Genomic DNA, 13,632 nt, shown 5'->3' with positions numbered 1-13,632 from the left:
GAGAGACCCTGCATGCGCGTGATTGCCATCGTATCGCCGCTCGGTGGATCGGGGCGAACCACCCTGGCCGCCCACCTGGCCACGCTCCTGGCGCGCCAGGGCCAGCCCTGCCTGGCGGTGGAACTGTGTGCCCAGAACCTGCTCGCCAGGCACCTGGGCATGCAAGAGCCCAGTGCCCTGGGCTGGGCGCCCCTGGCAGCGGCGGGCCAGTGGTGGGCCGATGGCGGCTTCGACAACACGGACGGCGTCAGCGTGCTGCCCTTCGGCAAGGCGCCGCCCGATGCCATCGAAGCCCTGCACCGGCAACTGCAGGCGCAACCGCGCTGGCTGCTGGACCAGCTGGAACTGCTCGACGTGCCCGACGATTGCACGGTGGTGCTGGACACGCCCGCGTGGCCATCGCCCCTGGCGCGGGCAGCGCTGCGCTGTGCCGATGTGGTGCTGGTGACGCTGGAAGCCTCTGCCCGCGCCTGCGCCGACCCCGCCGGGGTGCAGGCCATGCTGCACGAGGCCGCAGCGGCACCGGCCGACCAGGGCGTGCTGGTGACGCGCTTCGACCCGCGCCGCATTTCGCACCGCGAGGCCCTGCAGACGCTGCGCCAGCAATGGGGCGAACAGCTGATTCCCTACACGCTGCACGAAGACGAGAACATCCCGCGCGCGCTGGCACGCGCGATGTGCGTCCACAGTTTCGCGCCCCAAGCCCAGTCTGCCCATGACCTGCAGGGCGTGTGCAACTGGCTCACCGGCCAGCGCCAGGCGCCCTCGTCGATGCTGGTGGCTGGAGCCAGCCGCCCATGACTGCGCAAACCGATACCAGCGCGGCCCTGCCCGCTGACACCCCGCGAGCGCAGGAAGCGCGCGCACGGCTGCGCCTGGCGTGGGCCTGGCTGGCGCGCCAGCTCGAAGTGGCGCCCGGTGCCCCCTGGTGGATGTGGCTGTGGCGCTGCGTGGTGCTGCCCGCCACCCCGGAGCGCGCCCTGCTGCCCTGGCTGCTGCAGCCGCTGCACTGGCTGTTTGCCGGCCTCGGCTTCGTGCTGCGCTGGGGCTGGAAGGGCCTGGCGCTGCTGCTGACCGCCGTGTTCTGGCCGATCCGGCTGTTCCTGCGCGCCATGGACCGCCTGGCCGCCCACGTCAATGTGGGAAAAGGCATGCGCCTGGCCGACCAGGTGCTGTCCCCTGCCCTGGAAATCCCCGGACTGCGCTGGGCCGTGCTGGCCGTGGGCATGGTGGCCGGCCTGGTCGTGATGACCACGCCCTTCAACTGGTTCGGGCAGACCCTGTTCATGCTGCTGTGCTGGAGCCTGTCGCTGGTGCTGCGCCGCCTGCCCGGGCGCTACCCGTCGCTGGCCCTTGCCGCCATCAGCCTGCTGGCCATGGGCCGCTATGCCTGGTGGCGCATCACCTCGTCCATCGAGTTCGACTCGGTCATCGAGTCCTTCCTCGGCTATGGCCTGCTGGCCGCCGAGGCCTACACCTGGCTGGTGGTGGTGCTGGGCTTCATCCAGACCGCCTGGCCGCTGCACCGCCGCCCGGCCGAACTGCAGGGCATGCCGGCATCGTGGCCCACGGTGGACGTGTACATCCCCACCTACAACGAGCCACTGAGCGTGGTGCGCACCACGGTGCTGGCCTCCATGGCGCTGGACTGGCCCAAGGACAAGGTCAAGGTCTTCATCCTGGACGACGGTCGGCGCGAGGAATTCCGCGAGTTCGCCGAGTCCATGGGCGTGGGCTACATCGTGCGCCCCGACAACAACCATGCCAAGGCCGGCAACCTGAACCACGCGCTGGCCAAGACGGACGGCGAGCTGGTCGCCATCTTTGACTGCGACCACATCCCCACGCGCTCCTTCCTGACCACCGCCGTGGGCTGGTTCCAGCGCGACCCCAAGTGCGCCATGCTGCAGACGCCGCACCATTTCTTCTCGCCCGACCCGTTCGAGCGCAACCTGGGTACCTTCCGCCGCGTGCCCAACGAGGGCGCGCTGTTCTACGGCCTGATCCAGGACGGCAACGATTTCTGGAACGCCACGTTCTTCTGCGGCTCCTGCGCCGTGATCCGCCGTGGCCCGCTGATGGAAGTGGGCGGCATCGCCGTGGAGACGGTGACCGAGGACGCGCACACGGCCCTCAAGCTGCACCGGCGCGGCTACACCACGGCCTACATCAACGAGACGCAGGCCGCCGGCCTGGCCACCGAGAGCCTGTCGGCCCATGTGGGCCAGCGCATCCGCTGGGCGCGCGGCATGGCGCAGATCTTCCGCGTGGACAACCCCTTCACGGGCAAGGGGCTCACGCTGTGGCAGCGCATCTGCTATGCCAATGCCATGGTGCACTTCTTCTTCGGGCTGCCGCGGCTGGTGTTCCTCACCGCGCCCATGGCTTTCCTGTTCTTCGAGTGGCACATCATCAACGCTGGCGCCATCATGATCGCGCTGTACGTGCTGCCCTACATCCTGCAGTCCAACATCGCCAACGCCCACGTGCAGGGCGAGCACCGGCACACCTTCTGGGCCGAGGTCTACGAGACGGTGCTGGCCTGGTACGTGGCCCTGCCCACCACGGTGGCGCTGATCAACCCGCGCCTGGGCAAGTTCAACGTCACGGCCAAGGGCGGGCTGGTGGACCAGCCCTATTTCGACTGGGTGATCTCGCGCCCCTACACGGTGCTGGTGCTGCTGAACTTCGCCGCCTTCGGCATGGGGCTCATGCGCCTGTTCTTCTGGAACACCGAGGAGACGGCCACGGTGCTGCTGAACCTGCTGTGGACCACCTACAGCATCCTGATGCTGGGCGCCGCGCTGGGCGTGGCCTCCGAGGCACGCCAGGTGCGCCGCATGCACCGCGTGTCCACGCAGCTGCAGGCCACCCTGTACCAGGACGACGGCAGCGTGCTGACGGCCGTGTGCACCGATTTCTCGATGACCGGCGTGGGCCTGCAGCTGCCGCAAGGCACGCAGCTCACCGTGGGCGAGCAGGTCCAGGTGGGCCTGTGGCGCGGCGATACCGAATGCACTTTCCCTGCCACCATCATGCTGCACCGGGGCCAGAGCGCCACGGGCCTGCAATTCGACCCCATGACCCGCGAACAACAGATTGACCTGGTGCAGTGCACCTTCGCGCGCCCCGACACCTGGCGCGAGTGGAACGACAGCCATGACACCGACCGCCCCCTGCACGGCCTGCAGGAGATCGCGCAGCTGGGGGTGCTGGGCTACCGCAAATTCTGGGGATCGCTGGTGGATGCCGCCAAGGCCCGCTGGCCGCTGGGTGGCCAGCGCGGGCAACAGAGGCTGCGTGCATGAGCTACTGGAACCTGTATTTCCTGGCCAAGGTCGGCCTGACCTTCACCGGCTACATCGGCTTCAACTGGTGGCTGAACCTGCTGCTGTGGCTGGCGCTGCTGCCACCCATCGGCCACCGGCTGCTGCGGCGCACCCGCGCGGTGCTGGCCTGGCCGGCGGCGCTGGCGCTGCTCTACCACGACTCCTACCTGCCCACGCCGGCACGCGTGCTCTCGCAGCTCAAGGCGCTGGCCGGCTTCAGCGCAGACTACTGGCTGGAGCTGGCCACACGGCTGGTGAATCCTGCGGCGCTGGTGCTGGCCATTGCCGGACTGTTCCTGTACGCAGCGCTGGCGCGCCGCGTGCGCTTTGCCACCTTCGCCCTGGCCGGCATCCTCAGCGTACCGCTGGTGGCGGCCATCCAGGAGCACAAGGCCCAGGAAAATGAAGCCGGCGGCACCCTGGCCAGCCAGGGCGATGGCACGCAGCCGGCCGATGCCTCGGACCCCGATGCCCTGTTGCAGAAGTTCTACGCCAGCGAGGGCCAGAAACGCCTGCAGTTCACCTCGGCCGCCGGCGGCACGCCGCCCATCGACATCATCCTGCTGCACGTGTGCTCGCTGTCCTGGGACGACATGGAGTTCGTGGGCCAGCGCAACCACCCGCTGCTGCAGCGCTTCGATGTGCTGTTCACCAACTTCAACAGCGCGGCCAGCTACAGCGGCCCGGCCTCGCTGCGGGTGCTGCACGGCTCCTGCGGGCAGACGCCGCACAAGAAGCTGTACGAGGGCATCGATCCGCAGTGCTACGTGTTCCCCAACCTGGAAAAGCTGGGCTACCAGACGGCGGGCCTGCTGAACCATGATGGCCTCTACGAAGAGTTCGCCCACACCCTGGAGCAGCGCGGGGGCCTGGCCGGCAAGCTGCAGCGCAACCAGGATGCGCCGGTGCACATGCAGAATTTCGATGGCTCGCCGATCTACAACGACTACGCACTGTTGTCGCAGTGGTGGAAGAAGCGCAGCGCCCAGAGCGGCGGCGCGCCGGTGGCGATGTACTACAACACCATCTCGCTGCACGATGGCAACCGCGTGCCGGGCATGAGCTCGCGCAGCAGCCTCGATACCTACAAGCCGCGCCTGGTGCAGCTGATGGCCGACTTCGACAAGTTCATCACGGAGCTGGAGACCGCTGGCCGCCCGGTGGTGGTGGTGCTGGTGCCCGAGCACGGCGCCTCGCTGCGCGGCGACAAGATCCAGATCTCGGGCATGCGCGAGATCCCGGGCCCGCGCATCACCCTCGTGCCGGCCGCCGTGAAGCTGGTCGGCATGAAGAAGGCTGCGGACGCGCCGCCCGCCGCGCCGGTGGTGGTGAACCAGCCCATGAGCTACCTGGGCCTGTTCACGCTGCTGGGCGACATGCTGGCCGACAACCCCTACGCGGCAACGGCCCGCCCGCTGTCCGAGCGGCTGCAGGCGCCCGAAGCGACGCCTTTCGTCTCGGAGAACGCGGACGTGATCGTGATGCGCAATGCCGCCGGCAAGTACATGATGAAGTCGGGCAATGGGGAGTGGATTCCTTATACCTACTGATGCATCGGGGACCTGGGGCGCTTTGCGCCTGGGTACCGGCCGGGCAGCCCCAATCTGGTGCAGGGATTGCGCTGGCACAGTGCCGCAGGCCGCCGCTTCCCGCATAATCGGTCGGAGATCCCGCCAAGCGTCGGGGCCTCTTTCCTGCCCGCCTGCGGCGCCCCCCTCACGAACTCCCGGCTCCTCCCGCATGAACCCACAAGCCCATCTGCTCTGGAAAGCACCCCGTTGGGCCCTGGCGGTGCTGCTGGCGGTGCTGGGCATGCTGGGGCCGTTCTCCATCGACACCTACATCCCGGCGTTTTCGGGTATCGCGGCGGCGCTGGGCGCCACGCCGGTGGAGATGCAGCAGACGCTGTCGGCCTACCTGTTCGGCTTTGCCTTCATGAGCCTGTTCCACGGCGCGCTGGCCGACAGCTTCGGCCGCCGGCCGGTGATCCTCTGGGGCATCGCGGTGTTCACGCTGGCATCGGCGGGCTGCGCGCTGTCGCAGACCATCGGGCAATTGGTGGTGTTCCGCGCGCTGCAAGGCCTGTCCACGGGCGCGGGCATCGTGGTCTCGCGGGCGGTGATCCGCGACATGTTCCCGCCCGCCCAGGCCCAGAAGGTGATGAGCCAGGTCACGATCTACTTCGGCGTGGCCCCGGCCATCGCGCCCATCGTGGGTGGCTGGCTGTTCGTGCACACCGGCTGGCACAGCATCTTCTGGTTCCTGACCCTGGTGGGCGTGGTGCTGTGGACGGCCAACTACCGGCTGCTGCCTGAGACGCTGCACATCGAGCAGCGCCAGCCCTTCAACATGCGCCACCTGATGCAGGGCTACGTGCAGCTGGGTTCGAGCGCACGCTTCGTGCTGCTGGCGCTGGCCAGCGGTGTGCCCTTCAATGGCATGTTCCTGTACGTGCTGTCGGCGCCCGCCTTCCTGGGCGATCACCTGTCGCTGGCGCCCACGCAGTTCTTCTGGTTCTTCATCCTCACCATCTCGGGCATCATGGGCGGAGCGTGGCTCAGCGGGCGCCTGGCCGGGCGCATTCCGCCCAAGCGGCAGATCCGCCACGGCTTTCTGATCATGTTCACGGTGGCGCTGCTGAACCTGGCGGCCAACCTGCTGTTCCCTGTGCATGCCTGGTGGGCACTGCTGCCGATTGCGGTGTTTGCCTTTGGCTGGGCCCTCATGGTGCCGGTGGTGACCCTGCTGGTGCTGGACCTGTACCCCGAGCGGCGGGGCATGGCCTCGTCGATGCAGGCCTTCGTGGGTTCCACGGCCAACGGACTGGTGGCGGGCGTGATCGCCCCGCTGGTGATGCATTCGACCATTTTGCTGGCTCTGTCATCCTTGCTGATGATGGGCATCGGCATGCTGGCCTGGATCTACCTGCACCACCGCTGGCCCGACATCGGCCGCATGCCCGTCAATCTCTGACCCGCCCCGGCACCGGCTCCGGCATCACGACCCCGGTTGCCGGCGGTCGATGTTCTTTTGCTGGTAGTAGCGGTTCTTTTCCGCGTACATGGCCTGGTCGGCACGGTTGATGGTCGCCTCCACTGCATCGCCCGACTGGCAGCTGGCAATACCCATGGCCAGGCTCAGGTGCTGGCCGGGGTAGAACTGGTTGTTCAGGTCCAGCATGGAGATGATGCGCTCCTGCAATGCCAGGGCGCCGCGCTCGTCGGTGCCCGGCAGCAGCACGGTGAACTCGTCGCCACCGATGCGTGCCGCGCAGGCCGGGGCATCCACGGCCTTGGCCAGCACCTCGCCCACGCGGCGCAGCATGGAGTCACCGGCCGCATGGCCCTGCTCATCGTTGACGACCTTGAGGCCGTTGAGGTCGATGGCGATGACGGACAGCGGCCAGGGCCCCTTGCGCGTGAGCCGGTTGAGCTCTTCGGCATAGAAGGCGCGGTTGCGCAACTGGGTCAGCACGTCGTGCTTGCCCAGGTACTCGAGGTAGGCTTCGGCCTTCTTGCGGGCGGTGATGTCCACCAGCGACAGCAGCACCAGGCCCCAGTCGTGCCGGTGGCTGTCGGGCACCGAGAACTGCATGTGGATGTTCACCGCATCGCCCGAGAGCGAATAGTTCACCACCTCGCGCTGCTGGAAGGTCTTGCCCTCCCACAGGTCCTGCAGTTGTTCGCCAAAGGATTCGTGCATCTCGCCCCGGAACACGCGGCCGATGCTGTTGAGCAGCATCTCCTTGCTGGAGGCACCGAACATGCGCAAGGTCTGCTGGTTCACGTCGATGACGCGGATCTCCTGCATGCAGCGGGCCACGAAGTCCGGGTGCACCTTGAGGAAGGTCTTGAAATCGCCGATGCCCTGGGCACGCACGCCATCGAGCAGGTTCTTGACCGCGCTGAAGTCCTCGACCCACAGCGACACGGGCGAATGCTCGAACAGGTCGCGCGCGTACTGCTCGCTGCGCTGGATGCGGCGCGCATCGTTGAACTGCACGGTGTTGTCTTCGAGCGAAACGAGCACGCGGCTCCAGTCGTGCTCGTGGCCGGGCAAGATGCGCGCACGCACCTGCACGTCCAGGCGCCGGCCATCGAGCGCGTAGTTCACGGTCTGGTTGGAGAACTCCAGCTGCCCGTCCCACAGCTGCGCCAGCTCGTGCGCGGCGGTGTCGTGCCGGTCGTCGCGAAAGACCTTGTCCAGGTTGGCGACCAGGTGCTCCAGGCTGTTGGCAGAGAACAGCTCGAGTGTGCGGCGGTTGACCTGCAGGACGCGCAGCGATGCGCTGCACTGGCGCAGGCGGGCCCGGTCCTCGGACAGGTGCGCGCGGATATCGGTCACCCCTTGCGCGCGCCAGCCGTCGAACAGCTGCTTGAGTTCGCTGAAGTCCTCAAGCCACAACGACACGGGCGTCAACTCGAACATGTGCTCGTAGTCGGCCCCCGAGGATAGAGATGACACCACGACAATTTCCTCCGTGGGCAATTATTGACGACATGGCCAGGGAAAACCGGGCCTGTGCAATCTGCCGACGCAAAAAAGGGCTGGCACCTTGCGGTGCCAGCCCTTCATGACCTTCAGACCAGGGTGTCTGTGTGATCAGCGTGCAGGACGGGCAGGACGCTTGCGTGCGTCGTGGGCCACGAACGGCTTGGCGCCGCCAGCGCCGGCTGGCTTGGAGAATGCGGGCTTGCGGGGAGCAAAGTCACCACGCGGCGCACCGGCGTCGGCACGGGGGGCAAAGCGGCCCTGGCCCGCGTCACCAAAGCCTGGCTTGCGGCCATAGCCATCGGCATCGCGGCGGGGAGCGCCACCACCAAAGCCACGGTCTTCACGGGGAGCGCCGTAGCCGCCGCCACCGTTGCCACCCTGGTAGCCACCTTCACGGCCGCCACCCTGGGGGGCGCCGCGGTTGTCGCTGCCACGGCCGGCAAAGCCGCCGCCAAAGCCACCACCGAAACCGCCACGGTCGTTGCCACCGCGGTCATTACCACGTGCGGGGCCATTGAAGCGGCCGCGCGATGGGTTTTCACGGTTGTCGTACGAACGGCCTGGGGCACCACGGCCACCGCCGAAGTCGCCACCGCGCGGTGCCTGGGGCGAGCGCTGCGTGGGTTCCATGCCGGCGATCACTTCCGATTTGAACTGCTGGCGGCTGTAGCTTTCGATGTCGAAAATCTTGCGGCGATCGCGGAACTCGGCGAAGGTCACAGCCAGGCCGTCGCGGCCGGCACGGCCGGTACGGCCGATGCGGTGGGTGTAGTCCTCTGCCTTCATGGGCAGGCCGAAGTTGAACACGTGGGTGATCGTGGGCACGTCGATGCCGCGAGCAGCCACGTCGGTCGCCACCAGGATCTGCACCTGGCCGGCGCGCAGCGCCATCAGGCGGCGGTTGCGCAGGCCCTGGCTCAGGGCACCGTGCAGTGCCACTGCCGAGAAGCCTTCTTGTTGCAGGTCGTTGGCCAGGCCGTCGCACTCCACCTGGGTGCTGGCGAAAACGATGGCCTGGTTGATCGTGGTGTCACGCAGCCAGTGGTCCAGCAGCTTGCGCTTGTGCTGGGCGTTGTCGGCCCAGTACAGCATCTGCTTGATGTTGGCGTGCTTCTCTTGTGGAGAATCAATGGTCACCTTCTGCACCGACGAACCGCCGTCGTGCATCACGCGCATGGCCAGTTGCTGGATGCGCGGCGCGAACGTGGCGCTGAACATCATGGTCTGCTTGCGCTGGCTGGTCAGCTGGTTCAGTTCGGCCAGGTCGTCCGAGAAGCCCAGGTCGAGCATGCGGTCGGCTTCGTCGACGACCAGGAATTGCACCTTGTCGAGCTTGATCTGCATCGAGCGCTGCAGGTCCAGCAGGCGTCCGGGGGTGGCGACCACGAGGTCGGCGTTCTGCAGCTTGGCGATCTGCAGTTGGTAAGGCATGCCGCCCACCACGTTGGCAACGCGCAGGCCACGGCAATGCTTGACCAGGTCGATGGCGTCGTGCGCCACCTGTTGCGCCAGTTCACGCGTGGGGCACAGGATCAGGGCGCCAGGAGTGGCGGCCTTGAAGTTGCGCGAGCTGGTGGGGTCCTTGCGCTTGGCGCGCTTGGGAGCAGGTTCGCCACGCTCGGCGGCTTCGGCCACGGAACGATCAAAGGCAGCGCGTTCTTCGGCTTCGGCAGCGGCTTGCTGGTTGATCAGCGTGTGCAGCACGGGCAGCAGGAAGGCGGCGGTCTTGCCCGAGCCGGTCTGGCTGGAGACCATCAGGTCGATGAACTTCGAGGCATCGCTGCCCATGGCCAGGGGAATGGCCTTGAGCTGCACGCTGGTGGGCTGGGTGTAGCCCAGGTCGGCCACGGCCTGCACGAGTTCAGGGGCCAGGCCCAGTTCCACGAAACCATTGGGTTCGGCGGTCACGGCGGCATCGGCTTCAGCGGCGGATTCCACCACGGCGTCGAGGGGGAGGGACTGCACGGAAATGTCGGCAGCAAAGGAAGCGTCGGCAGGCGCGAATTCGCCCTGCACCAAGGAGGTGTCGGTCATGATTTTTCTCTCACGAAGACGGCCGCAGGCGGAGCCCACGGTTGGCTTCGTTAAATGGTTAAAAAACATCAACCATCAAACGAAACCTGCGCTGACTCAGAAGGTCAAGGCGGGTGGGCGTTATTCGCCAGTCCTGCACTGTCTTGGACAGTCGGCTGGCAAGCCCGGTGTGTGAGGGGAGATGCACAATCTGCGAGGGATTCCTGCGCAGCCAGCGATTATGGCACGATTAAGGGTTTCCCCGCAATACCCCTCAACTTCGAAAACTTGCAAGCCGCACGGCCCCTCCCATGACCGGGAAGGGAACCCGAGCGCCTAGGAGATCTACTTCACCTCCACCGACAGCAGGTGCTGGCGGTAGTGCGCGAGCTCGTCGATGGATTCATGCACGTCGGCCAGGGCCGTGTGCTTTTGCGCCTTCTTGAAGCTGGTGTAGGCCTCGGGCTTCCAGCGCTTGGCCAGTTCCTTGAGGGTGCTCACATCGACGTTGCGGTAGTGGAAAAATTGTTCCAGCTTGGGCATGTAGCGCACCAGAAAGCGCCGGTCCTGCCCGATGCTGTTGCCGCACATGGGCGCCTTGCCCTTGGGCACGTACTGGGCGAGGAAGGCGATGATCTGCTGCTCGGCCTCGGCCTCGGTCACGGTGGACGCCTTGACCTTGTCGATCAGGCCGCTGCGGCCGTGGGTACCCTTGTTCCAGGCATCCATGCCATTGAGTAATTCGTCCGACTGGTGGATCGCAAACACCGGGCCTTCGACGCGGGGCTCCAGGGTGGGACCGGTCACGACCACGGCGATCTCCAGCAGGCGGTCGGTGTCGGGCTCCAGGCCGGTCATTTCGCAATCGAGCCAGACCAGGTTCTGGTCCGATTTGGCGAGCTTTACGGGGGTGGGGTTGTTGGCTTCTGACATGGCGCGCATTGTCTCCTATCCCCTAAACTCCCCGGTACATGCCGAACACAGAAGACTTCTCCCCCTCGATGCTGCTCACGCTGGCCTTTGCCGCGGCCCTGGTCATCGGCCTGGCGCTCAAGTTCTGGCTGGCCAGCCGGCAGATCCGCCACGTGGCAGGCCACCGTGCCAGCGTGCCGGCTGCGTTTGCCGAACGCATCCCCCTGACTGCGCACCAGAAGGCGGCCGACTACACCATCACCAAGGCACGCTTGGGGCTGCTGGAAATGGCACTCGGTGCCGCCGTGCTGCTGGGCTGGACCTTGCTTGGCGGCCTGGATGCCCTGAACCAGGCCCTGCTCGCCGTGCTGGGCGGCGGCATGTGGCAGCAGCTCGCCCTGCTGGCGGCGTTTGCGGCCATCAGCGGGCTCATCGACCTGCCGCTCTCGCTGTACCAGACCTTCGTGGTGGAGGAGCGCTTTGGCTTCAACAAGATGACGCTGCGCCTGTGGCTGGCCGACGCGCTCAAGGGCCTGCTGGTGGGCGCCATCATCGGGCTGCCCATCGCGGCGCTGATCCTGTGGCTCATGGGCGCTGCCGGCCCGATGTGGTGGCTGTGGGCCTGGGGCTTCTGGATGGGCTTCAACCTGCTGCTGATGGTGGTCTACCCGACCTTCATCGCCCCGCTGTTCAATAAATTCCAGCCACTCGAAGACGAGTCGCTCAAGGCACGCGTCACCGCGCTCATGCAACGCTGCGGCTTCTCGGCCAAGGGCCTGTTCGTGATGGACGGCAGCCGCCGCAGCGCGCACGCCAACGCCTACTTCACGGGCTTTGGCGCGGCCAAGCGGGTGGTGTTCTACGACACGCTGCTGCGCCAGCTCGCGCCCGGCGAGGTGGAAGCCGTGCTGGCCCATGAACTGGGGCACTTCAAGCACCGCCACATCATCCAGCGCATTGTGGGCCTGTTCGCCATGAGCCTGGCGGGCTTCGCGCTGCTGGGCTGGCTCTCCAACCAGGTGTGGTTCTACACGGGCCTGGGCGTGCGGCCCAGCATCTCGCTCGACGCGGGTGTGGCGTCCGCCCCGAACGATGCCCTGGCACTGCTGCTGTTCATGCTGGCCGTGCCGGTGTTCACCTTCTTCATCTCCCCGCTCTTCGCACGGCAATCGCGCCGCCATGAATTCCAGGCCGACGCCTACGCCGTCGCCCAGGCCAGTGGTGCGGATCTGTCCTCGGCCCTGCTCAAGCTGTACGAGGACAACGCCTCCACGCTGACGCCCGACCCGCTCTACGTGAGTTTCTACTATTCACACCCGCCAGCCACCGAACGGCTGGCACGCATGCACACACCGACTCTGACCCCATGACAGCCCCCTCCTCGATGCTCAAGAAAAAAGACTGGTCGGCCATCACGCGCCGCGCGCTGACGGCGACCGAAGTGGTCACCCAGCTCGCCAAGCTGGAGGGCTGGAGCCTGACCGGCGATGGCGCCAACGTGGCCATCGAGAAGACCTACCACTTCGCCAACTACCACGAGACCATCTCGTTCGTGAATGCCGTGGCCTTCATCGCCAACGCACAGGACCACCACCCCGACCTGTCCGTGCACTACAACCGCTGTGTGGTGCGCCTGAACACGCACGACGTGAAGGGCATCTCCAGTACCGACTTCGAATGCGCCACGCGCTTCGACGCACTGGTCACTTCCTCATGAGGCCGCAACACCATGGCTGAGCGCAGCGCCCTCATGGAAGGCACGGTGGTCGCCAGCCACGGGCGCCACTGCATGGTCGAAACCCCCGATGGGGAGCGCCGCATCTGCCATCCTCGCGGCAAGAAGAGCCAGGCCGTGGTCGGCGACCATGTGCTCTGGCAGGCACCCCCACCCGGCCAGGGCGAGGAAGGCACCATCGAGAAGGTCAAGGAGCGACGCAACCTGTTCTACCGCCAGGACGAGATCCGCACCAAGTCGTTTGCCGCCAATCTGGACCAGGTGCTGATCCTGATTGCAGCGGAACCGGTGTTCTCCGAAAGCCAGCTCTCGCGCGCACTGATCGCGGCCGAGGCGGCACGCATCCAACCCATCATCGCGCTCAACAAGAGCGATCTGGTCGAACCCTTCGCACGGGCTTGGGAGCGGCTGCTGCCCTACCGCCACATGGGTGCAGGCAAGCACTACGGCGTGCTGCCGCTGTCGCTGCGCCTGTCGAGCGATGTGGACCGGGCGCTGCTGATGGAGCACCTCAAGGGCAAGATCACGCTGGTGCTGGGCCCGTCAGGCTCGGGCAAGAGCACCCTGATCAACCTGCTGGTGCCCGGCGCCACGGTACTCACGAATGAGATCTCGCAGGCCCTGAACTCCGGCAAGCACACCACCACCAGCACGCACTGGTACTGGATGGACAAGGAGCGCACCACGGCGCTGATCGACTCGCCGGGCTTCCAGGAGTTCGGCCTGCACCACATTGCACCCATGCAGCTGGCGGCCTGCATGCCCGACATCGCGGCGCATGCCACGGATTGCAAGTTCTACAACTGCACGCATCTGCACGAGCCGGGCTGTGGGGTGATCGATGCGGTCAAGCGCGGGCCTGCGGATGATGGGATCAGCGAGAACCGGTACCGGATCTATGGGGATCTGTTTGCTGAGTTGAGCCATACGCGGTATTGAAGTTTCGGCTTCTTGGTTGCTTCTGCTGTGTGCCAACGGCGGAGGCCGGGATGTGCGCCCGGCGGCGCACCTACTTTCTTTTTGCGCAAAAAGAAAGTAGGCAAAGAAACAGCGCCCCGCAGTCTGCGTCCCTTCGCTTCGCTGCGGGCAACCGGCGATGCTCGGTCCTGGGGTGGTGCCGCAGAACTCACTGCGTTCCCCCTGCGGGCG

At 66.5% G+C, this 13,632-nt stretch carries 10 protein-coding genes; 7 read left to right on the top strand and 3 right to left on the bottom strand.

Annotated features, from left to right (window positions below; genetic code table 11):
• Positions 1-12 precede the first annotated feature (12 nt).
• The 4 genes from bcsQ to ASE31_RS12900 all read left to right on the top strand — a co-directional run bounded on the left by bcsQ (position 13) and on the right by ASE31_RS12900 (position 6,302).
• Positions 13-801, top strand: coding sequence for a cellulose biosynthesis protein BcsQ (gene bcsQ, locus ASE31_RS12915; RefSeq protein ID WP_057202015.1), 789 nt, complete (start codon positions 13-15; stop codon positions 799-801).
• Positions 798-3,308, top strand: a complete 2,511-nt coding sequence (bcsA, locus tag ASE31_RS12910; protein WP_057202014.1) for a UDP-forming cellulose synthase catalytic subunit — start codon at positions 798-800, stop codon at positions 3,306-3,308. The genes bcsQ and bcsA overlap by 4 nt, the downstream gene beginning before the upstream one ends.
• Positions 3,305-4,879 (top strand): cellulose biosynthesis protein BcsG, encoded by a 1,575-nt coding sequence (gene bcsG / locus ASE31_RS12905; protein WP_057202013.1) that lies wholly within the window; start codon positions 3,305-3,307, stop codon positions 4,877-4,879. Before bcsA ends, bcsG begins: the two co-directional genes overlap by 4 nt.
• A 190-nt stretch (positions 4,880-5,069) precedes the next feature.
• Positions 5,070-6,302 (top strand): multidrug effflux MFS transporter, encoded by a 1,233-nt coding sequence (locus tag ASE31_RS12900; RefSeq protein WP_057202012.1) that lies wholly within the window; start codon positions 5,070-5,072, stop codon positions 6,300-6,302.
• A 24-nt stretch (positions 6,303-6,326) separates the two neighbouring features.
• Here ASE31_RS12900 and ASE31_RS12895 read toward each other — a convergent pair whose 3' ends face one another.
• From ASE31_RS12895 to orn, 3 genes are all read right to left on the bottom strand, one after another.
• Positions 6,327-7,796 (bottom strand): GGDEF domain-containing protein, encoded by a 1,470-nt coding sequence (locus tag ASE31_RS12895; protein ID WP_200961107.1) that lies wholly within the window; start codon positions 7,794-7,796, stop codon positions 6,327-6,329.
• A gap of 135 nt (positions 7,797-7,931) precedes the next feature.
• A complete protein-coding gene (locus tag ASE31_RS12890) occupies positions 7,932-9,857 on the bottom strand; it encodes a DEAD/DEAH box helicase (protein WP_057202011.1) in 1,926 nt (641 codons plus the stop codon).
• Positions 9,858-10,181: 324 nt separating this feature from the next.
• The gene (gene orn, locus ASE31_RS12885; protein WP_057202010.1) at positions 10,182-10,769 is read right to left on the bottom strand and encodes an oligoribonuclease; all 588 of its coding nucleotides are present in this window, start codon (positions 10,767-10,769) and stop codon (positions 10,182-10,184) included.
• A gap of 38 nt (positions 10,770-10,807) precedes the next feature.
• On the opposite strand from orn, the gene ASE31_RS12880 reads away from it, so the two are divergent.
• Genes ASE31_RS12880 through rsgA form a run of 3 tightly spaced genes read left to right on the top strand, consistent with a single transcriptional unit; the run spans position 10,808 to position 13,422 of the window.
• Entirely contained in the window at positions 10,808-12,118 is a 1,311-nt protein-coding gene (locus ASE31_RS12880; protein ID WP_057202009.1) for a M48 family metallopeptidase, read from the top strand.
• On the top strand, positions 12,115-12,465 hold the full coding sequence (locus ASE31_RS12875; RefSeq protein WP_057202008.1) for a 4a-hydroxytetrahydrobiopterin dehydratase: 351 nt from the start codon (positions 12,115-12,117) through the stop codon (positions 12,463-12,465). Before ASE31_RS12880 ends, ASE31_RS12875 begins: the two co-directional genes overlap by 4 nt.
• A gap of 12 nt (positions 12,466-12,477) precedes the next feature.
• The gene (rsgA, locus tag ASE31_RS12870; RefSeq protein WP_057202007.1) at positions 12,478-13,422 is read left to right on the top strand and encodes a ribosome small subunit-dependent GTPase A; all 945 of its coding nucleotides are present in this window, start codon (positions 12,478-12,480) and stop codon (positions 13,420-13,422) included.
• Positions 13,423-13,632: the final 210 nt, after the last annotated feature.

The sequence above is a fragment of the Acidovorax sp. Root217 genome, assembly GCF_001428645.1.
GTDB lineage: Bacteria > Pseudomonadota > Gammaproteobacteria > Burkholderiales > Burkholderiaceae_C > Acidovorax.
This window is presented reverse-complemented; position numbering and strand designations above follow the sequence as displayed.

Bases quoted from the DNA above. Each gene is read 5' to 3' on its own strand.
- bcsQ (WP_057202015.1), top strand. From the start codon at position 13: ATGCGCGTGATTGCCATCGTATCGCCGCTCGGTGGATCGGGGCGAACC.
- bcsA (WP_057202014.1), top strand. From the start codon at position 798: ATGACTGCGCAAACCGATACCAGCGCGGCCCTGCCCGCTGACACCCCG.
- bcsG (WP_057202013.1), top strand. From the start codon at position 3,305: ATGAGCTACTGGAACCTGTATTTCCTGGCCAAGGTCGGCCTGACCTTC.
- ASE31_RS12900 (WP_057202012.1), top strand. From the start codon at position 5,070: ATGAACCCACAAGCCCATCTGCTCTGGAAAGCACCCCGTTGGGCCCTG.
- ASE31_RS12890 (WP_057202011.1), bottom strand. From the start codon at position 9,857: ATGACCGACACCTCCTTGGTGCAGGGCGAATTCGCGCCTGCCGACGCT.
- orn (WP_057202010.1), bottom strand. From the start codon at position 10,769: ATGTCAGAAGCCAACAACCCCACCCCCGTAAAGCTCGCCAAATCGGAC.
- ASE31_RS12880 (WP_057202009.1), top strand. From the start codon at position 10,808: ATGCCGAACACAGAAGACTTCTCCCCCTCGATGCTGCTCACGCTGGCC.
- ASE31_RS12875 (WP_057202008.1), top strand. From the start codon at position 12,115: ATGACAGCCCCCTCCTCGATGCTCAAGAAAAAAGACTGGTCGGCCATC.
- rsgA (WP_057202007.1), top strand. From the start codon at position 12,478: ATGGCTGAGCGCAGCGCCCTCATGGAAGGCACGGTGGTCGCCAGCCAC.